Genomic DNA, 20423 nt, shown 5'->3' with positions numbered 1-20423 from the left:
CGTGTCAATGAAAAAACATACGCTTGTTTGAAATGGCCGTTACAGCGTTATCCAGGCTCGTCCGAGCTAACGTAACCACAGATTTCATGGCTGGTAGCAGGGCAAGCGCATGGGTATGCTGGCAGCGTTACGCGCCTGCGTTCAAATGGCGCATTGCATTTAAGGAGTCGCTGTGGAGTTTTTCGTCGAATACGCCGGTTTCCTGGCCAAGACGGTCACACTGGTCATCGCCATCCTGGTGGTCATGGCCAGTTTCGCTGCGCTGCGCAGCAAGGGGCGGCGCAAGTCGGTGGGGCAGCTGCAGGTCAGCAAGCTCAACGATTTCTACAAAGGGTTGCGCGAGCGCCTGGAGCAGACGCTGCTGGACAAGGAGCAGCTCAAGGCCCTGCGCAAGAGCGAAGGCAAGGCTGAAAAGGCCGAAAAAAAGCAGAAGGACAAACCGGCTGCCAAGCCTCGGGTCTTCGTGCTGGATTTCGACGGTGACATCAAGGCCTCCGCCACCGAAAGCCTGCGCCATGAAATCACCGCCCTCCTGACCCTGGCGACGCCCAAGGACGAGGTCGTGCTGCGCCTGGAAAGCGGCGGCGGCATGGTCCACAGCTACGGCCTGGCCTCGTCGCAGCTGGCGCGGATCCGCCAGGCGGGCGTACCGTTGACGGTGTGCATCGACAAGGTGGCGGCCAGCGGCGGTTACATGATGGCGTGCATCGGCGAGAAGATCATCAGCGCCCCGTTTGCGATTCTCGGTTCCATCGGCGTCGTGGCGCAGTTGCCCAACGTCAATCGCCTGCTGAAGAAACACGACATCGATTTCGAGGTGCTGACCGCCGGCGAATACAAGCGAACGTTGACGGTGTTTGGCGAGAACACGGAAAAGGGCCGGGAAAAATTCCAGGAAGACCTGGACATTACCCATGCGCTGTTCAAGAACTTTGTCGCCACGTACCGCCCGCAGCTGGCGATCGATGACGTTGCCACAGGTGAAGTGTGGTTGGGTGTCGCGGCGCTGGAAAAGCGCTTGGTGGACGAGCTGAAAACCAGCGACGAGTACCTGGCCGAAAGGGCCAAGGGTGCCGAGCTGTACCACCTGCACTATGCCGAACGCAAAAGCCTGCAGGAACGCATCGGCATGGCGGCAAGCGGTTCGGTGGATCGTGTGCTGCTCAGTTGGTGGAGCCGCCTGACCCAGCAGCGGTTTTGGTAGTTCGAGGCGGGTGGCCACCGCTAAACCCCGTGGGAGCGAGCTTGCTCGCAATGGCGGCGGTACATTCAACATCACCTGCCCAGGCAAACCGCTAGCAAGCTCGCTCCCACATGGGGCCAAGGCGGGCTGAAGATTAGGTTCTGCTCTCAATATCCATCAACAAAAAAAGCCCTGAACCGGTCACCCGGTCCAGGGCTTTTTTGTGTATCAGGTATCAGCGACGACGAAACAGCGGCAGCGGTTCGTCACTGGCCGCCTGATAAGTCACCGAGAAGTCCTTGAGGCTTTCGAGGGCTTCGTACGGATCTTTATCGGCGCGAAGGGCAAAGGCGTCGAAACCGCAGCGGCGCATGTAGAACAACTGGTCGCGCAACACGTCGCCAATGGCCCGCAGTTCACCCTTGAAGCCGTAGCGTTCACGCAACAGACGGGCGTTGGAGTAGCTGCGCCCGTCGGTGAAGGCCGGGAAGTTCAGGGCGATGACCTGGAGCTGATTGGCGTCATCTCCGATTTCCTCGGCTTCCTCGTCGGCGTCCAGCCACACACCCAGGCCGCCATCGCGGGCCTTGAGGGCGTGGGCGTGATCGCGCCACAGGGCCAGGGGCACGATCAGGTCGTCGCAATTGGAAATGCCATCGAGGGTCGCGTCCTTGGGCAGCAGGTGCCAGGTCTCGTCGATGACTTCGTTGTTCTTAATGATTCGCTGCATAGACGCGTTCCTTGAAGAGGTCGATGCCGATACGTTGATAAGTGTCGATGAAACGCTCGTCTTCGGTACGTTGTTCAATGTACACGTCGATCAGTTTCTCGATCACATCCGGCATGTCGTCCTGGGCAAACGATGGCCCGAGGATCTTGCCCAGGCTGGCGTCGCGGCTGCCGCTGCCACCGAGGGAGACCTGGTAGAACTCTTCGCCTTTCTTGTCCACGCCCAGGATGCCGATGTGGCCAACGTGGTGGTGACCACAGGCGTTCATGCAACCGGAAATGTTCAGGTCCAGCTCACCGATATCGAACAGGTAGTCCAGGTCGTCGAAGCGGCGCTGGATCGATTCGGCGATCGGGATCGACTTGGCGTTCGCCAGGGAGCAGAAATCACCGCCCGGGCAGCAGATCATGTCGGTCAGCAGGCCGATGTTCGGGGTGGCGAAACCTTGTTCGCGCAGTTCGCCCCACAGGGTGAACAACTGGCTCTGTTCAACATCGGCCAGGATGATGTTCTGCTCGTGGGAGGTGCGCAGTTGGCCGAAACTGTAGCGATCGGCCAGGTCGGCGACGGCGTCCAGTTGCTTGTCGGTGATATCGCCTGGCGCCACGCCGGTCGGTTTCAGCGACAGGGTCACCGCGACATAGCCGGGCTTCTTGTGAGCCAGCGTGTTGCGGGTACGCCAGCGGGCGAAACCTGGATGCTCCTTGTCGAGGGCGGCGAGTTCCGCATCCTGGTTGCCCAGGGCCTTGTAGTCCGGGTCGACGAAGTGCTTGGCCACACGGTGGACTTCGGCTTCGGTCAGGGTGGTCTGGCCGCCGCGCAGGTGGACCATTTCGGCCTCGACCTTTTCGGCGAACACTTCAGGCGTCAGGGCCTTGACCAGGATCTTGATCCGCGCCTTGTACTTGTTGTCGCGACGGCCGTAGCGGTTGTATACCCGCAGGATGGCGTCGAGGTAGCTCAGCAGGTCCTGCCATGGCAGGAACTCGTTGATGAACGCACCGACCACCGGCGTACGGCCCAGGCCACCACCCACCAGTACACGGAAGCCCAGCTCGCCGGCGGCGTTGTAGACCGTTTCCAGGCCGATGTCATGGACTTCGATGGCCGCGCGGTCCGAGCTCGAGCCGTTGATGGCGATCTTGAACTTGCGCGGCAGGTAGGCGAATTCCGGGTGGAACGTGGTCCATTGACGGACGATTTCGCACCATGGACGTGGGTCGATCAGCTCATCGGCCGCGACGCCGGCAAACTGGTCGGTGGTGACGTTGCGCAGGCAGTTGCCGCTCGTCTGGATCGCGTGCATCTGCACGGTGGCCAGTTCGGCGAGGATCTCAGGCACGTCTTCCAGCGCCGGCCAGTTGTACTGGACGTTCTGCCGGGTACTGATGTGGGCGTAGCCCTTGTCGTAGTCGCGGGCAATCTGCGCCAGCTTGCGCACCTGGCGCGAGGTCAGTTGGCCATAAGGCACGGCCACGCGCAGCATCGGGGCGAAGCGCTGGATATACAGGCCATTCTGCAAGCGCAGAGGGCGGAATTCTTCTTCGCTCAGCTCGCCTGCCAGATAGCGTCGGGTCTGATCACGGAACTGCTTGACGCGGTCCTCGATGATCCGCTGATCGTACTCGTCATATACGTACATATAAGTCTCGGTCTCAGGCTTGGGCCGATCAGAAACAGCTGCGTCTTGGCTCGCTGGAATCGGGTTCTGCCTCGGCAATTCTGCGCGCACGGCCGCGCACTCCTAGAGGAGCCGGTGCAAGATACCTGTTTTGAGTTATGCGCAAAAGTGATGTTTGAGTATATGTAAAGAACGAAATCGACTAATGAGATAAGTTATCGGCTAATCCACATTTGTCGTGCGGGCAATCATCGTCTTAACTGTGGTCGAGTCCCTATGCAATCACCTACAAAACCGACAAGAGGCGGTGCAATGAGCAATTCGACCAAAGCAAGGAAAAGCGACAGTACCGTTGATGCCTGGGCCATTCTGTTCCTGATTATCCTGGTGGTGGGCACGGCGGTGTTCTGGGTCAGTCATCAATAATTTTCAACTCAACGCGCAACCCAATGTGGGAGCGAGCCTGCTCGCGATAGCGGTGTGTCAGTCGCTTCATGCTTGACTGAACAATCGCTATCGCGAGCAGGCTCGCTCCCACAGGGTCATGTATGGTGTTGAAGGGAGCTACAACCCCGCCAGATGCACCACCAGCTTGACGATGCCAAACAACGTCAAGGCGAAGATCACCGTGAAAGCGATCCCCAGTATCACGAAGTGGCTTGGTTTGCCGTGGGTGAAATCCCGGGCGCGATTCTTGCCGCTCTGCACACCAAAAGCCGCGGCGAGCACGCTGTGCATCATCTGCAACAGGGTGGGCGGCTTGTTGTCGACTGGATCGTCCATAAATCCCTCGCTGAAAATCGGTTCCCACCCAGCATAGTCAATCTGCGCCTTCGTGGAGGGTTCGGCCATGCTTGGGGATTCGTTACGATGTTTTCCGACGGCCTATAACTATCTACCGCCGATGCGGCTCGCCGAACGGGTCTGCTGTCGCTTCATTCAAAGGAGCGATGTATGCCACCGAATTCCACACGCAACCCGAAGAAAAAACCACAGCCAGGGTCACGGGCCACGGAGAGTGTGCACGCAGACTTTCTGGAGACTGCCATGCCTGCATGGCTTATCGAAGCATCGACACAACGCCGGCAGGCGCTGAAACAAGCCGGAACGCAAAAGCCCGCCTGGTATACGAATGCTTCGCCAGACCAGCGTAAGGTCGTGGACGCCTGCTTCAAGGAAAGTGCTGCCGCACGGATTCATCTGGATAAGACGATGTCGTCGTTCCAGGACATCGACACGTTCGCCAAGCCGTTGTTGGTCCAGGCATTAAAAGATCAGTTCGGAGTCGAGGCGGATGTCGACAAGACCTGGCTATGCCTCAGAAGAGCAATGGAAATGGGGTTGTTCAAGACGGAACTGAGCACGTTCGAAGTGTTGGCGTTGCCCATGCTACAGGCCGCGCTGCACAACTTCGAAAGCTGGGAGTGTGACCCCCATGCCTACCATCACAGTTCTGGATTCGTCATGAAAGCAGGCACACACGGCACAGGCTCTTCCGTGGTACTGAACGTGTCGGTCGGTCAGTTCCTCAAGCTGTGCCGCAGCCTGGATATCGGTACGAAGTACCAGACCTATCTCAAGTCTTTTTTCTATCCGGCTGACGCCGCGACCGAAACGACGCTTCGCGAGCATTTCATTGCCAACCAGAAAGCCGCGATGAGGGCCGCCGCCGAGCAAGCGTTGTTGGCGAAGGATATCGAGCCCAAGGATCACGCGATGATCCTCTCGGTCATCAATGGCGAGAACAATCCTCGGATAGGCAATACGCCGGTCTGGTTCGAGGACATGACGTTGATGAAGCAGAGGATGGTGGGCTGCGTCGCGTTTACTCCTTGCGAAATAGATCGCTACAGCGACGAAGTCATTCTCTACGTTCCCCATGACCCCAAGCATCCGCTAAAGCGATACAACGGCGATCAACTGAAAACCCGTTTCAAGCAATTGCTCACCACCCCGGATACGGCGCGACCAGACACCGGTCCCACGCCTTACCAGCGTTTTTTCAGTCAGTTCGTTCCCTACGACAAGCGACCTTATTTCTTCAGCCAGTTTGTCCGGGAGGCTGCCGGATCCCCACGAGATAAATTGCGCTGGATCGCTGAGCCCATGAATGACTGGGCGGTTATCCTGGGGCCTGTCAGGCATTTGGTGAGCGTGAATGAGTTCCCTCCTAAGCATCCCAAAATGGAGCGCGAACCCAACCCCTACATCGCGCCCTCGTCGGTGGGCCAGAAAGGCCGCGTAGCGTGGGCCGACAACCTCGACCCATGGCAATACCTCTATGACCGGTACCGTGATCAGGTACTGGCCGATGCGCGCAGCCATGCGGTCCCCACGAATGATGTCGACGCCAAGGCGAGGGCAGCGAAACTGGCCAGCCTCCTGCAGCTAGGGCTGTTTGCCGTGAACATCGCGTCCATGTTCGTTCCGGTGCTGGGCGAGGTGATGATGGTTTTCATGGCCGAACAGCTGCTGTACGAAACCCTTGAAGGTGCGGTGGAGTGGGGCGAGGGTGACAAACGGGCAGCCAAGGCCCACTTGGTCGATATCGCCGAGAACCTGGCAATGATGGCCGTGATGGCCGGTGCGGGCGCAGGAATCGGCAAGCTGGCCGCGATCAAGGCGGAGCCGGTGATCGAGCGTCTTGAGCCCGTGACATTGCCCAATGGCGAAACACGCCTGTGGAAACCCGACCTGAGTCGCTATGAGCGTGAGGTCACACTCGACAGCACGAATGTTCCGAACGCGTTGGGCCAATACCAAATCGATGGGAAGACCTATATCCGTCAGGGTGACAAGGTCTACGAGCAGTTTTTTGATGCATCGGTGCACAAATGGCGCATCAGACATCCGACCGACGATGCGGCCTATCAACCCATCCTCTTGCATAACGGCGCTGGCGCCTGGCGCCATTCCCTGGAGCGCCCGATGACCTGGGATCGCCTGACGCTGCTCAGGCGCATCGGTCATGAGACTGCGGTATTTTCCGATGACGTGCTGCTCAGGCTCGCGGACATCAGCGGTGTCAGCGACAACACACTACGCAAAATGCACATGGACCTAGCGCCGCCGCCTCCCGAACTGAAGGATGCGATGCGCCTGTTCAAGACGGATGCCGAGGCAGGCCGCGTGATCGGCCAGCCGCAAGACGCAACGGAATCTGTCACCCGTTCGCAGGTATTCGACAGGCTGTACAAGGGCACGGAAGCTGCGGACGCTCGAATTCGCACGTTGCAGCTTGAGTGCCCGGGCCTTAGCGAGGCCGCCGCCCAAGAGGTGATCGCCCATGGCCGGGCTGCGGATCTCGCCCGTCTGGACGCGACGCGACGCGCGCCGCTGAACCTGTTGGAAGAGGCGCGTTGGTATGCGCGACAAGGACGCCAGGTGCGGGCGTACGCAGGGTTGCGCAGCGAAAATATCCCTTCGGCCGACAGTCGGCGACTGGCATTGCGAGCCCTGGAAAAACTGCCGGGATGGCCGGATACGCTGCGTCTGGAAGTGCGTGAGGGAGGCGTCGAAGGGGCTTTGCTTGACAGCATCGGCGCTGAAGATGCACCGCAGAAAAAATACCTGATCAAAAACGGACCTCGTTATCAGGCGCTCAACGAATTGGGGCAGCTCCCTGACACGGGCGGCAACTTCTACCGTTCGATTCTCCGGGCGCTGCCTGAGGAGGCGTCTTCTGCACTGGGGCTGTCGGATGTCGAGCAAGGCGCCGTACTGCAACGCAAGGTCATCGAATACGCAGACGTGCACCACAAGGCAATGACATCGTTCCTTGAACCTCATGCCAAACGTTTCAAGCCGCCGATCCGCGTAAGCGCGACGCTCAAGGGTTACTACGCGAGTGGACGAGGGCAGGGGCTGGATCCGTCCCTTAGGGCACGGGTGGAAGAGCTTTATCCAGGCGCGGAGCAAGCCGATGCCTTTTTCAGGCAACAGCAGGGCAAAACAGATCGACAGATCTATTCGCTATTGCAAATTCGCCAGCGTGAGTGGCTGTCGCTCAATGACACGCTCGACCTTTGGCGGGGGCCTTCTACAGGCAGCCCTGCCGATTTCCATAGGCGTCAATTTGTGCAGGCGCTCAGGGAGAGCTGGCGCAATGGACCGCTGGCGCAAGACTCGGCCGAAGCGGCGCGACTGTCGCTTTCCACCGAGGTGCCGCCGCCTGAAATGCCCCTCGATTTTCCCCACGTGCGTGAATTGTCGTTGGTCGGCAATGGCCTGACAGACGCTAACGCGGATGCGTTCCTGGCGCGCTTCCCTGGCGTCACGAGATTGTCGATTGGCGGGCGGGAACGCCAATACATCGGTTCTCTTTTCGCCCAAGCGCAGCACTTGACTACCTTGCCGCAGGCGGTGAACCAGATGCCAGGGCTCACCAGCCTGCGATTCTCTACGGCTGCTTCCTCACTGGCAGAGGATTTCCCGGCGACGCTCACCAGGCTGACCTCACTGGAGACGTTACATCTCGATTATTCAGGTTTCGATGCAGCGGTCATCGGTGATCTGGACCTGACACCGTTGAATCGTTTGCGGAGTTTGACCATCGAGGCGCCCCAGGCCCTGACGCAATGGCCCGAATATGTGCAGCGTCTTCCTCTGCTCGAACGGTTGGACCTGGTGCGCACATCGATCCATACGTTGCCTGATTGGATATACGAAGGTCGTGAAGCGCTGTGGCCAGGCATGTCGCTCAATTGGTCGGCGCTGACCCCGGCGTCGTTCGCGCGTGCCTACCGGTACGTCCGCGATTATGCCGGTGAGCTCGGCCATCTGACCGATGTGGACCAGATGGTCGACGGGTACTGTCGCGGGCAATTGCGATTGCTCATTGGTGAGGCGGAATTCTATGGACGCCTGCCGGAGCGGTTCGACAGCACTCTGCATACTCACCAGGCACGCTTTGACGCGGTAGAGGCCATCAGGGCGGAACACGATGAAATTTTTGCGCAGTATGAGGTGACAGGGCCGCAAACATCGACGCCTTCGATGCCTTCGACACTGTGGTGGCGGGGCGGTGGACCCCTGTTCCGAGCCTTGCGAGACAGCTGGCGTCGTGCGGTTCGCCAACGTCTCGATTTACCGACGACTGAAATCGCAACGTTCGAATTGCCGCCATCCGAATCGAGTCTTCCCGCTAAAAAGCTGACAACGCTCCCGGTGCTGCCGGCCGGTAGCTTTTCCCATGTGGAAACGTTGCGCCTGGGATCGTTGGATGTTCCTGCCGCGCAGGCACGCAGCTTCTTTAGAGCGTTCACCGGTACGCGGACATTGGATATCAGCGGCAACGGCTTCAGCGAATTGCCTTTTGCCGCCGAAGACTTGCCAGTCTTGAAACAACTCGACCTGCGCGATAACAACCTGCTCGCCACGCCTGCGGTCCAGGCGCAGTTCAACGGCTTGCAGACACTTGAACAACTGAACCTGGAGAACAATCCCCTCAATGTCTTTGATGTCAGTGCCTTGACCCAACTCAGGGCCTTGAACCTCCGGTCAACCCGGCTGCAAGCTTGGCCAACCGGTGCCGAGAGCTTGCCGAACCTGTCCTGGCTCGACTTGCGGGACAACCAGATCCAATCGCTCCCACCCGCGGCGCTGGCCAGTGACGACATCCTGCTGAAGGTCGATGTGACCGGTAACCCCTTCAATCCCGAAGGCGAGGCGGCGCTGGGCGCGGCACAACGACGGGTCGAGGATGCGAGAGGGCTTCCCCATGGCGCTTTGGCTCGATTCTCCGGGGGGACTGTACCGTCCAAGTTCCCGCCGACAGAAACGAGTTGGTCCACGGCTCGACATCTATTGGCGCTCCCCGAGGCGTCGGCAGTGGTCGAGGGCGATGCCGGGCGGCAGCTTCGCCTGAGGCGGCTGGATCCGCTCCTGACACAGCGACAGTCGGTCCTGGTGCTGGAGCGATGGCGTGAACAGGGCATGACCGACGGGCAAATCGACAGTCAGATCAACCAGTGGCACCAGGCGTATATTTCGCTGACGCGTCGATTGAATGGCTGGCTTTTTATCCGGGAAATACGCGTAGCCAGGGGCTCCGTGTCCGCGCAAAGCCGCGCCCTTGCGGCGGGGAGCATTCGCGAGGCGTGGCAAAGAGAATTGATGCGTTACGGTGGCCCAGGGCAGACACTCAGCCTGCATGGCCTGCAGCTAGGCGACTTGCCTGAGCTGGTCGATTCGATTCCTGGGGTGACGATGCTGGATCTTTCAGGCGTCCTGATAACCGAACAAGGTTCAAACGGTTTCCTCGGGGCTTTTCCTCAGCTGAGACACCTGGACCTGGGCAGCAATGAACTGAGCGCCGTACCGGATGCCGTCCTGCAAATGCCGCAATTGGAGCACTTGGGGTTTGGGTACAACAATTTGCCGTCGGGGGCGGCTTACCCGTTATTGACCCATGGGCGCCTGCGTTCGCTGAACCTCAGCACCAACGGATTGAGAGCATTCGATCCACCGGACTTTGGTCGGATCGAATCGCTGGATCTCAGTTATAACGAGTTATCAGACTGGCCCAGCCATCTGCTCGATGCGCAAGACCTGAGGGAGCTGAACGTGAGCGGCAACGAGTTCACGGACCTTGCGCCGGACTTGCTCGATGGCAGTCATGAAACACTCGTGGCCGGAATGGACCTGAGTGATAACGAAGACCTGTCGCTTCCCACCCTTCAAGCACTGAGGGATTACCTGGAAGAAAATAACCACGAAGAAGTCATGGGCCTTTCCCGAGAAGAACTCGATGAATGGATCGCCGGATTGGAAGCGCCGCAAGGCAATGTTTCTGATTTTGATGACGACTCGGATGGCGGTGGAGGCGGCAACTTCCATCAGGATCCTCATGCCGTCTTCCCTGAGGCCGAGCCTGTTCTCGATCCTGCAGGCGATACGTCGGCGCAGGCGCTGGAGCAATGGTTGGTCGGCTCCAGCGATGATCAGATGACGGCTCGGAAGAAAATCTGGACGCAACTGGCCGAGGAAAGCGACCGCGAACGGTTCTTCCAGTTGCTCGCCCATTTGCGTAACACCATCGATTTCAGGCGTAGCCGCGCGGCACTGACGCAACGGGTGTGGAACGTCCTGGAAGCGGCCAGCGAAAACGGCGAACTGCGCCAGTTGCTGTTTCAGAGCGCCGAAACCCACGGCACCTGCGTCGACGGACGCATCTTGACGTTCAGCGAGCTGGAGGTTCGTGTGTTTGTCTATCAAGCGTTGCGCGACATTCCTCTCGGCAGCCTGGAGCGCAGGGGGCGGGCGCTGCTGCGCTTGTCCCGTCAGCTGTTTCGGCTGGACCGGGTCGATACGTTGGCCGAAGCGAACGGGCAAGGCATGGACCGGGCAGAGGTCCGCCTGCGTTATCGCATTGGCCTGACGAGAGATTGGGGCGATGGAATCGATTTGCCAGGACAGCCTGAACACATGGCCTATGGTGTGCCGGTCACCGAAGCGCAACTGGAGCAGGTGCGCGACTCGGTACTTGAGGCGGAGCAGGGCGATGAACTGCTCAAGGACATGTTGTCGCGTGAATACTGGACGAGCTACCTCCGGGAGCGTTACCCAGAACAAATGCGCGAAATAGATGATGCGACCTACCAGCGGCGCGAGGATCTTCTGAACGAACTGGAGGACCGTCGCGACGAAGGTGCTATCGATGCGCACGAGTATGGCCGGCAATTGAATGCCAAGAGCAAGGAAATCGACGATCTTGAAAGGCAAACGTTGGTCGAGCTGACCCGAAAAGAGATGGGCGTATTGGAGGGCGTCGCCGAAGAGTCGGAGCCACCGCGCAGCGGCTCGCCTCAGCCCGGACCCTCACGCCGTAACTGATACGCAGCCGTGGCGATGAAGCCGGCCGGTCGACATCAGCGCGTCGACCGGTCGGTATTTTCCGCTTAGTTGTCGTAACCCAGGTTAGGCGCCAGCCAGCGTTCAGTCACGCTCAAGTCCTGCCCCTTGCGCGCGGTGTAGCTCTGGACCTGATCCTTGTCGATCTTGCCTACGGCGAAGTATTGCGCCTGAGGGTGGGCGAAGTACCAGCCGCTGACCGCCGCCGCCGGGAACATGGCGTAGTGTTCGGTGAGGAACACGCCGCTGCGTCCGGCTTTCAGTTCGCTGGCTTCTGGGTCGAGCAGGCGGAACAGAGTGGCCTTCTCGGTGTGATCCGGGCAGGCCGGGTAGCCGGGGGCAGGGCGGATGCCGGTGTATTGCTCCTTGATCAGCGCCTCGTTGTCCAGGCTTTCGTCCTTGGCGTAACCCCAGTGTTCCTTGCGCACCTGTTGGTGCAGCCACTCGGCGCAGGCTTCGGCCAAACGGTCGGCCAGGGCCTTGACCATGATCGAGTTGTAGTCGTCGCCGGCTTCCTGATACGCCTTGGCGACTTCTTCGGCGCCGATGCCGGCGGTGGTGATGAAGCCGCCGACGTAATCGGTGACGCCGCTGTCCTTCGGCGCGACGAAGTCGGCCAGGGAAAAGTTCGGCTTGCCGTCGGTCTTGATGATCTGCTGGCGCAGGTGATGCAGGCGCGCCAGTGGCTTGCCGTCGTCGCCATAGACTTCCAGGTCATCGTCATGCACCTGGTTGGCCGGCCAGAAGCCGAACACGGCGCGGGCGCTGATGAGTTTTTCGTCGATCAGCTTGCGCAGCATCGCCCGGGCATCGGCGTACAACGCCGTGGCCGCTTCGCCGACCACTTCGTCGGTGAGGATGCGTGGGTATTTGCCGGCCAGGTCCCAGGAAATGAAGAACGGCGTCCAGTCGATGTATTCGGCCAGGACGTTCAAGTCGATGTCGTCCAGCACCCGTGCGCCAGTGAAGGTGGGCTTGACCGGCTGGTAACTGCTCCAGTCGAACTGCGGCTTCTTCGCCACGGCCGCCGGGTAGCTCAGGCGCTCGGTGCGGGCGCTGCGGTTGGAGGTGCGTTCGCGCACCTCGATGTAGTCCTGGCGGGTTTTCTCGACGAACGCCGGCTTGAGCTCCTTGGACAGCAACTGGGTCGCCACGCCCACGGCGCGGGAAGCGTCGGTGACATAGATCACCGCGTCGTTGCTGTACTTGGGCTCGATCTTCACCGCCGTGTGAGCCTTGGAGGTGGTGGCGCCGCCGATCATCAGCGGCAGGTGGAAATCCTGGCGCTGCATCTCGCGAGCCACGTGCACCATTTCGTCCAGGGACGGGGTGATCAGGCCGGACAGGCCGATGATGTCGCACTTCTCGTCCTTGGCCACCTGGAGGATTTTCTCCGCCGGCACCATCACGCCGAGGTCGACGATGTCGTAGCCGTTGCACCCGAGCACGACGCCGACGATGTTCTTGCCGATGTCATGCACGTCGCCCTTGACCGTCGCCATGAGGATCTTGCCCTTGGCCTCCGGCTTGTCGCCTTTTTCCGCCTCGATGAACGGGATCAGGTGCGCCACCGCCTGCTTCATCACGCGGGCGGACTTGACCACCTGGGGCAGGAACATCTTGCCGGCGCCAAACAGGTCGCCAACGATGTTCATGCCGGCCATCAGCGGGCCTTCGATCACTTCGATCGGCCGGGCGAACGACAGCCGCGACTCCTCGGTGTCTTCAACGATATGGGTGGTGATGCCTTTGACCAGCGCATGCTCCAGGCGCTTGTTCACTTCCCAGCCGCGCCATTCCTCGGTTTCCGCTTCCTTGACGCTGCCGTCGCCCTTGTACTTGTCGGCGATGGCGAGCAGGGCATCGGTGCCCTCGGGGGTGCGGTTGAGTATCACGTCTTCCACGGCGTCGCGCAGTTCCACCGGGATCTGGTCGTAGATCTCCAATTGGCCGGCGTTGACGATGCCCATGGTCAGGCCCGCACGGATCGCATGCAACAGGAACACCGAGTGGATCGCCTCGCGCACCGGGTTGTTGCCGCGGAACGAGAACGACACGTTGGACACGCCGCCGGAGGTCAGCGCGTAAGGCAGTTCGTCGCGGATGTAGGCACAGGCGTTGATGAAGTCCACGGCATAGTTGTTGTGCTCTTCGATGCCGGTGGCGACGGCGAAGATGTTCGGGTCGAAGATGATGTCTTCTGGGGGAAAGCCGACTTCATTGACCAGGATGTCGTAGGAGCGCTTGCAGATTTCCTTCTTGCGCGCCTCGGTGTCGGCCTGGCCGGCTTCGTCGAAGGCCATCACCACCACGGCGGCGCCGTAGCGCTTGCACAGCTTGGCGTGGTGAATGAACTGCTCGACGCCTTCCTTCATGCTGATGGAGTTGACGATACCCTTGCCCTGGATGCACTTGAGGCCCGCTTCGATCACTTCCCACTTGGAGGAGTCGATCATGATCGGCACCCGGGAAATGTCCGGTTCGCCAGCGATCAGATTGAGGAAGGTCACCATGGCCTTCTTCGAATCGAGCATGCCCTCGTCCATGTTGATGTCGATCACCTGGGCGCCGGCCTCGACTTGTTGCAAGGCCACTTCCAACGCTTCGGTGTAGTTGTCCTCGCGGATCAGCCGGGCGAACTTGGCGGAACCGGTGATGTTGGTCCGCTCGCCGACGTTGACGAACAAGGAGCTGCGGTCGATGGTGAACGGTTCCAGCCCCGACAGGCGGCACGCCCGGGGAATCTCCGGAATCTGCCGCGGCGCATAACCGGCCACGGCCTTGGCGATCGCTTCGATGTGCGCCGGAGTAGTGCCGCAGCAGCCGCCGACGATGTTAAGGAAGCCACTCTGGGCAAACTCTTCGATGACTTTGGCGGTGTCCACCGGCAGTTCATCGTATTCGCCGAATTCGTTGGGCAGGCCGGCGTTCGGGTGGGCCGATACGTGGGTGCTGGCCTTGTTCGACAGCTCTTCCAGGTAGGGACGCAATTCGCTGGCGCCGAGGGCGCAGTTCAGGCCGACCGAGATCGGCTTGGCGTGGGCTACCGAGTTCCAGAAGGCTTCGGTGGTCTGGCCGGAGAGGGTGCGGCCGGAGGCGTCGGTGATGGTGCCGGAGATCATGATCGGCAGTTCGACGCCCAGTTCTTCGTAGACACCTTGCACGGCAAAAATCGCGGCCTTGGCGTTCAGCGTGTCAAAAATGGTTTCGATCAGGATCAGGTCGGCGCCGCCTTCGATCAGGCCCTTGGTGGCTTCGGTGTAGTTCTCCACCAGTTCGTCGAAGGTCACGTTGCGGTAGCCGGGGTTGTTCACGTCCGGCGACAGCGAGCAGGTACGGCTGGTCGGGCCGAGCACGCCGGCGACGAAGCGCGGCTTGTCCGGGGTTTCCAGGGTCTTGGCGTCGGCGACCTGGCGGGCCAGGCGCGCGCCTTCCAGGTTCAATTCATAGGCCAGGCCCTGCATGCCATAGTCCGCCTGGGACACCTGGGTGGCGTTGAAGGTGTTGGTTTCGAGGATGTCGGCGCCGGCATCCAGGTAGGCTTTTTCAATCGAGCCGATCACGTCGGGGCGGGTCAGTACGAGCAAGTCGTTGTTGCCCTTGACGTCGCTTGGCCAGTCGGCGAAACGCTTGCCCCGGTAGTCCTGTTCTTCCAGTTTGTAGCTCTGGATCATCGTGCCCATGCCGCCATCGAGAATCAGGATGCGTTCCTTGAGGGCTTGCTGGAGAAGATGGAGGCGAGCGCTGCGATCGGACATAGGACTACCTGGAAAAAAAGACCATTACGAAAGCCGAAATCATAGCAAACCTGTGCGGTATTTGATCATGCTGGGCTTTTGCATGAATATCGCTCATGTTTGCAAGGTGATACCGGCCCGGTAGAATCGCCGGAGAATTCTTAGGGACCGAGACATGCCGTACCGCTTCTTATCCGGCAGTCTGTTGCTGCTGTTGTCCTTTACCGCAGCCGCCGGAGGTCCCGCTCCCGCGATTTCCTATACCCGCGACATCCAGCCGATCTTCACCGAAAAATGCGTGGCCTGCCACGCCTGCCATGACTCTGCCTGCCAGTTGAACCTGGGCAGTGATCCGGGCGTGCTCAGCAGCTATCCGAATTTCATCTTCAACATCCCCGCCGGGCAGGTGCCGGCATTTGTCGACGCCATGGAAACCGACCCCATGGAAGCAGGGTGCTGGACATGAATCGCTACCAGAATCTCTGATCGAGGCGCCTGGCGATGTGCCTTCACATCGTCGGGTTCTTTCCTGACAAAAATACTAGGACTTTGTCCGGCGCGATGATTGGCGTAAACTGCCGGCAAGCCTGCGAGGAGTTTCCATGACCGCCATTACCATTACCGATGCCGCCCACGATTACCTGGCCGACCTGCTGTCCAAGCAGAACACCCCGGGTATCGGGATCCGCATCTTCATCACCCAGCCCGGCACCCAGTACGCAGAGACGTGCATTGCCTACTGCAAGCCGGGAGAAGAAAAACCTGAAGACACCGCGCTGGGGCTCAAAAGCTTCACCGCGTACATCGATTCGTTCAGCGAAGCTTTCCTGGACGATGCGGTGGTCGACTACGCCACTGACCGAATGGGCGGCCAGCTGACCATCAAGGCACCGAACGCGAAAGTGCCGATGGTCAACGCCGACAGCCCGGTCAACGAGCGCATCAATTACTACCTGCAAACCGAAATCAACCCGGGGCTGGCCAGCCACGGCGGCCAGGTATCGTTGATCGACGTGGTGGAAGACGGCATCGCCGTGCTCCAGTTCGGCGGCGGCTGCCAGGGCTGCGGCCAGGCCGACGTCACCTTGAAGGAAGGCATCGAGCGCACGTTGCTCGAGCGCATCCCGGAACTTAAGGGCGTACGCGACGTGACCGACCACACGCAGAAAGAAAACGCCTACTACTGATAGGTGTTCGCTGCGCGCAGAACACTGTGGCGAGGGAGCTTGCTCCCGCTCGATTGCGAAGCAATCGCAAGGCAACCGGCGCGTTCTCCGTGATGGGTGCGTGGGTTACCCAGGGACCGCTTCGCGGTCCAGCGGGAGCAAGCTCCCTCGCCACAACAGCTTCGGTGATCGGCGCGTAACCTGTGGGCACCTGCCGAACCCTGTGGGAGCGAGCTTGCTCGCGATAGCGGTGGGTCAGCTTGCGATGATGTTGAATGTGCCTTTGTCATCGCGAGCAAGCTCGCTCCCACAAGGGACAGTGATGAGTCAGGGTCGGTAGAGATGCGCATGTCCAGCGCGGTACAGCGATGATTCGCTGAATACATCATTGGCCAACACCCGTCCCACCAGAATCAACGCCGTACGCCGATAGCCCTTGGCCCGTACCTTTTCGGCAACATCCTCCAGCGTCCCCACCACCCAATCCTGATCGGGCCACGTCGCCCGGTGAATTACCGCAATCGGACAATCGCCGCCGTAGTGGGGCAGCAGCTCATCGATGATTTTTTCCAGATGGTTGACGCCCAAGTGAATCGCCATGGTGGCGCCGTGTTGCGCCAGGCTGACCAGCTCTTCTCCCGTGGGCATGGCGGTTTTGTCCGCGTAGCGGGTCAGGATCACGCTTTGGGATATGTCTGGCAGCGTCAGCTCGGCACCGAGCAGAGCGGCGCAGGCTGAAGTGGCGGTCACGCCCGGGATGATTTCGAAAGGAATGTCCAGCTCCCGCAGGTAGCGGATCTGCTCGCCGATCGCGCCGTAAAGGCTTGGGTCGCCGGAGTGCACTCGCGCTACATCCTGACCGTTGAGGTGTGCCGACTTTATCAGATCGATGATCTGTTCCAGGTGCAGCTCGGCGCTGTTGACCACTTGTTCGGCGCGGTGGCCTTCCAGCACGGCCGTTGGCACCAGGGAGCCGGCGTAGATGATCACGGCGCAGCTGCGAATCAGCCGCTGGCCCTTGACGGTGATCAGCTCCGGATCGCCAGGGCCGGCGCCGATGAAGTAAACGGTCATGACCGGTTCCTATGCAAAGATGAGGGCGTGCATGAGCAATGCTCATGATTCGGCGAGCGATTATCGAGTGTTACAAAGCCATCGCCAATGCCAATGTCGCCTGCGGGCCTTTCTGGCGGGTAACTCGCAATCTTGCGGGCGAAACACCCAGTTGATCGGCCAGGGCGAGGGCGGCGCTTTCGGCGACGCCATGGCAACCCATATGCTCGAAAGCGATGGCTGAGCGATGGCTGAGCTGTGCTTGATAACCCGCCAGTTGTTCAGCGCTGAAACACGTCAGCGGCAGCGATAATTGCGCTGCCAACTCCAGCAGCCCCGGCTCGTCACGCTTGCGGTCAATGCTCGCCAATGCCCTTATTTCGTCGAGCGCGATACCGTGGGCCAGCAGCGCCTGCTCAAGCAATGCCCGCAACGTGCTGGCCGGGCAACCGCGCTGGCAGCCGAGGCCGACCACCAGGATCGGCCCGCCACTCATGCTTGGTCGTGAGCCTGTGCACCACGGCGGAACAGCCAGGCGCTGATCAGGCCCAAGGCCAGCCAAAACGCAACATTGGTCAATTGCGAAGCGAGCTTGAACTCACTTTCCAGCGCCTCGGGCGCGAGCATGGAATGCACGTCCGGCTGCGGGGCGCCAATGACGTGAGGAATCAGCAAGGTCGCAAGGCCCAACACTTTCAACAGCCAATGCCGACCGAACGCAATCAGGGCGATGCCCACCGCCGTGCACGCAGCGGTGCCGATCCACCACATCTGCCGTTGGGCCAGATCCGCCGCAGCAGTGCCCGGCAGTTCCGGGGGCAAGCCCAGCGTCGGCGCCAGGACGAAGGTGGCATGGCCGGCCAGGCCCCAGAGCAAACCCTGGGATGTGCGCGTCGGTTCACGCAAGGTGTACAGGCCCGCGAGCATCAGCGCAAAACCCACCGCGACCACCAGGTTGCCGCCGGTGGTGGAGAGCACGCGTTGCCAGCCGTCCTCCGGCTCCCAGGCTTGCGCGTCATGGCTGTGTGCAACCCCAGCGGCGTGTTCATGGACCTCGGCGGCCGGGGCCTTTTCGTAGGTCTCGGCTTGCTGGATCAGCGGCGATACCCAAAAACTTTGTAGAAGAGTCAGCAGCAGGGCGGCCAACAATCCACTGAAACCGGCGGTTTGCGCGATACGCTTGATCATGGTGTCGGCGCTCAATGGCACGGGAACGCGGCGCTGTGCCGTGTGTCGTGGGCTGCGTTGTGCACCGCTTCGATGTGGGAGAAACCGGCGAAATACACCAGGCCCGCGCCGAGAATCGAGGCAAGGACCGCGGCGCTCAAGCGCTGGCTCAGGGTGACGGTGCTACTGTTCGTGCGGGCGGTGCTGCTGATGGTCGACATGGCGCTTCCCTCTGGTGTCAGCGGGCGGACCGAGCGCAATGAAAACCCAGGCGAAGACTCGCCGGGATTCGAACAGCGCCCGCCCACCGCGGGTTTGTTGAAAAGAAGTCATGGGCCGGTCTCCGGGCTCACGAGGGGCAGGGCCTGAGCCTTGCCTGAAAGCGTCCCCTTCCCATGCGCATGCACAGTGGTTTCGACGCTTCACTCGCTTACCGTTGCGGGGGCAGCACCGGACTGACGTGGCCTTGAAGTAAAGCACACGATTCACCGGTTTCCCGTTTCACCCTGTGAAGGGCACCCAAACTGGCGTACAGCAGACCATGGGCGAGGGCCGGGCGTCAATGCGCAAGGCCATCCAAACGGTGGCGCGCTTCGGGATTTGAGATAGGGTTGAGCTCAATACCGCGACTCACAAGGAAATGACATGCGCTTTTCAGCCCTGACCCAACGCATCACTGGCGACGGCGCTGCCGCCTGGGCCATTCATGACCGGGCACTGGCCATGCGCGAGGAGGGCAGGGACGTGCTGTTGCTCTCGGTGGGCGATCCGGATTTCGACACACCGCCCGCCATTGTCGAGGCCGCCGTCGCCAGCCTGCGTGCCGGCGATACCCACTATTCGGACACCAGCGGCTTGTACAGCCTGCGCGCCAGCATCGCCCGGCGGCACCAACAACGCTGCGGCCAACCAGTGGGCGCGGGCCACGTTACGGTGCTGCCCGGCGCGCAATGCGGCGTCTATGCCGTCGCGCAATGCCTGCTCGACCCTGGCGATGAAGTGATCGTCGCCGAACCGATGTACGTCACCTACGAAGCGGTATTCGGTGCCTGCGCAGCGAAAGTGGTGCCGGTGGCGGTGACGCCGGAGAACGGCTTCCGAGTCCAGCCGGCCGACGTCGCCCGGCTGATCACCCCGCGCACCCGTGCGATGCTGATCAACAGCCCCAACAACCCCTCCGGCGCCAGCCTGCCGCTGTGCACCTGGCAAGCCCTGGCGCAACTGTGCATCGAACACGATCTGTGGCTGATCAGCGATGAGGTCTACAGCGACCTGCTCTACGAAGGCGAGCACATCAGCCCGGCCGGCCTGCCGGGCATGGCCGAGCGCACCGTCACCATCAACAGCCTGTCCAAATCCCATGCCATGACCGGTTGGCGCATCGGCTGGGCCATTGGCCCCGAACCTCTCGCTGAACACCTTTCCAATCTGTCGCTGTGCATGCTGTTTGGTTTGCCGGATTTCGTCCAGTGCGGTGCCCTGGTTGCCCTTGAACGGGATCTGCCGGAAGTGGCGCAGATGCGCGCGGAGTATCGCCAACGTCGGGACTTGGTATGCGCGGCGCTTGAGGGCTGTCCAGGGCTCAAACCTGTACGACCCGATGGCGGCATGTTCGTAATGGTCGATGTGCGTGAGACGGGGCTGGATGCCCAAACGTTTGCCGAGCGGCTGCTGGACGGGTATGGCGTGTCGGTGTTGGCGGGGGAGGCGTTTGGGCCGAGTGCGGCGGGGCATATTCGGATTGGGTTAGTGATAGGTCGGATGGAACTGGCGAAGGCGTGCCAGCGAATTGCCCACTGTGCTGTGGAACAACTTAGAGAAGCCCAAGGCGTACCCGCCGAGACGCCGGCCCGATGAACGGTAGGTTGACCTGTCAGATATGACAGTAGGCAAACATATATACCCGGCGCTTAAT

General features: G+C 60.7%; 12 protein-coding genes, 1 pseudogene and 1 riboswitch. Of the genes and pseudogenes, 5 read left to right on the top strand and 8 right to left on the bottom strand.

Annotation, left to right across the window (positions count from 1 at the left end):
- Positions 1 to 172: 172 nt before the first annotated feature.
- Entirely contained in the window at positions 173 to 1204 is a 1032-nt protein-coding gene (gene sohB, locus J3P90_RS15850) for a protease SohB (protein WP_420764501.1), read from the top strand.
- Between the two features lie 214 nt (positions 1205 to 1418).
- On the opposite strand, the gene J3P90_RS15845 is transcribed toward sohB, so the two are convergent.
- The 3 genes from J3P90_RS15845 to J3P90_RS15835 form a co-directional block, all read right to left on the bottom strand.
- Positions 1419 to 1913: a DUF934 domain-containing protein gene (locus J3P90_RS15845; protein ID WP_420764500.1), complete on the bottom strand. Its 495-nt coding sequence runs from the start codon at positions 1911 to 1913 to the stop codon at positions 1419 to 1421.
- Complete coding sequence (locus J3P90_RS15840) at positions 1897 to 3555, bottom strand: nitrite/sulfite reductase (RefSeq protein WP_420764499.1); 1659 nt, start codon at positions 3553 to 3555, stop codon at positions 1897 to 1899. Before J3P90_RS15840 ends, J3P90_RS15845 begins: the two co-directional genes overlap by 17 nt.
- 543 nt (positions 3556 to 4098) lie before the next feature.
- Positions 4099 to 4317 (bottom strand): DUF2970 domain-containing protein, encoded by a 219-nt coding sequence (locus tag J3P90_RS15835; RefSeq protein WP_024781254.1) that lies wholly within the window; start codon positions 4315 to 4317, stop codon positions 4099 to 4101.
- A gap of 264 nt (positions 4318 to 4581) precedes the next feature.
- Between J3P90_RS15835 and J3P90_RS15830 the strand changes: the two genes are divergently transcribed.
- Positions 4582 to 11367 (top strand): NEL-type E3 ubiquitin ligase domain-containing protein, encoded by a 6786-nt coding sequence (locus J3P90_RS15830; protein ID WP_434675018.1) that lies wholly within the window; start codon positions 4582 to 4584, stop codon positions 11365 to 11367.
- A 65-nt stretch (positions 11368 to 11432) separates the two neighbouring features.
- Here J3P90_RS15830 and metH read toward each other — a convergent pair whose 3' ends face one another.
- Positions 11433 to 15143: a methionine synthase gene (metH, locus tag J3P90_RS15825; protein WP_434610837.1), complete on the bottom strand. Its 3711-nt coding sequence runs from the start codon at positions 15141 to 15143 to the stop codon at positions 11433 to 11435.
- A gap of 154 nt (positions 15144 to 15297) precedes the next feature.
- On the opposite strand from metH, the pseudogene J3P90_RS15820 reads away from it, so the two are divergent.
- Positions 15298 to 15480: pseudogene (locus J3P90_RS15820) on the top strand (hypothetical protein); the annotation flags it as partial.
- A gap of 244 nt (positions 15481 to 15724) precedes the next feature.
- The gene (gene nfuA, locus J3P90_RS15815) at positions 15725 to 16309 is read left to right on the top strand and encodes a Fe-S biogenesis protein NfuA (RefSeq protein ID WP_003182850.1); all 585 of its coding nucleotides are present in this window, start codon (positions 15725 to 15727) and stop codon (positions 16307 to 16309) included.
- Positions 16310 to 16615: 306 nt separating this feature from the next.
- On the opposite strand, the gene cobM is transcribed toward nfuA, so the two are convergent.
- The 4 genes from cobM to J3P90_RS15795 all read right to left on the bottom strand — a co-directional run bounded on the left by cobM (position 16616) and on the right by J3P90_RS15795 (position 18729).
- Positions 16616 to 17362, bottom strand: a complete 747-nt coding sequence (cobM, locus tag J3P90_RS15810) for a precorrin-4 C(11)-methyltransferase (RefSeq protein ID WP_434675017.1) — start codon at positions 17360 to 17362, stop codon at positions 16616 to 16618.
- Between the two features lie 70 nt (positions 17363 to 17432).
- Complete coding sequence (locus tag J3P90_RS15805) at positions 17433 to 17837, bottom strand: cobalamin biosynthesis protein (protein ID WP_434610841.1); 405 nt, start codon at positions 17835 to 17837, stop codon at positions 17433 to 17435.
- Positions 17834 to 18529, bottom strand: coding sequence for a CbtA family protein (locus J3P90_RS15800; RefSeq protein WP_434650683.1), 696 nt, complete (start codon positions 18527 to 18529; stop codon positions 17834 to 17836). Before J3P90_RS15800 ends, J3P90_RS15805 begins: the two co-directional genes overlap by 4 nt.
- An 11-nt stretch (positions 18530 to 18540) precedes the next feature.
- A complete protein-coding gene (locus J3P90_RS15795; protein WP_434610845.1) occupies positions 18541 to 18729 on the bottom strand; it encodes a CbtB domain-containing protein in 189 nt (62 codons plus the stop codon).
- A gap of 96 nt (positions 18730 to 18825) precedes the next feature.
- A riboswitch (cobalamin riboswitch) is annotated at positions 18826 to 19046 on the bottom strand.
- Positions 19047 to 19153: 107 nt separating this feature from the next.
- On the opposite strand from J3P90_RS15795, the gene J3P90_RS15790 reads away from it, so the two are divergent.
- Positions 19154 to 20365: a pyridoxal phosphate-dependent aminotransferase gene (locus tag J3P90_RS15790; protein WP_434628441.1), complete on the top strand. Its 1212-nt coding sequence runs from the start codon at positions 19154 to 19156 to the stop codon at positions 20363 to 20365.
- The last annotated feature ends 58 nt before the right edge of the window (positions 20366 to 20423 follow it).

The organism is Pseudomonas sp. D3-10 (assembly GCF_051132175.1).
Lineage (GTDB): Bacteria > Pseudomonadota > Gammaproteobacteria > Pseudomonadales > Pseudomonadaceae > Aquipseudomonas.
This window is presented reverse-complemented; position numbering and strand designations above follow the sequence as displayed.

Coding starts and splice junctions, on each gene's coding strand:
- J3P90_RS15845 (WP_420764500.1), bottom strand. CDS start 1,913: ATGCAGCGAATCATTAAGAACAACGAAGTCATCGACGAGACCTGGCAC.
- J3P90_RS15840 (WP_420764499.1), bottom strand. CDS start 3,555: ATGTACGTATATGACGAGTACGATCAGCGGATCATCGAGGACCGCGTC.
- J3P90_RS15835 (WP_024781254.1), bottom strand. CDS start 4,317: ATGGACGATCCAGTCGACAACAAGCCGCCCACCCTGTTGCAGATGATG.
- J3P90_RS15830 (WP_434675018.1), top strand. CDS start 4,582: ATGCCTGCATGGCTTATCGAAGCATCGACACAACGCCGGCAGGCGCTG.
- metH (WP_434610837.1), bottom strand. CDS start 15,143: ATGTCCGATCGCAGCGCTCGCCTCCATCTTCTCCAGCAAGCCCTCAAG.
- nfuA (WP_003182850.1), top strand. CDS start 15,725: ATGACCGCCATTACCATTACCGATGCCGCCCACGATTACCTGGCCGAC.
- cobM (WP_434675017.1), bottom strand. CDS start 17,362: ATGACCGTTTACTTCATCGGCGCCGGCCCTGGCGATCCGGAGCTGATC.
- J3P90_RS15805 (WP_434610841.1), bottom strand. CDS start 17,837: ATGAGTGGCGGGCCGATCCTGGTGGTCGGCCTCGGCTGCCAGCGCGGT.
- J3P90_RS15800 (WP_434650683.1), bottom strand. CDS start 18,529: ATGATCAAGCGTATCGCGCAAACCGCCGGTTTCAGTGGATTGTTGGCC.
- J3P90_RS15795 (WP_434610845.1), bottom strand. CDS start 18,729: ATGTCGACCATCAGCAGCACCGCCCGCACGAACAGTAGCACCGTCACC.
- J3P90_RS15790 (WP_434628441.1), top strand. CDS start 19,154: ATGCGCTTTTCAGCCCTGACCCAACGCATCACTGGCGACGGCGCTGCC.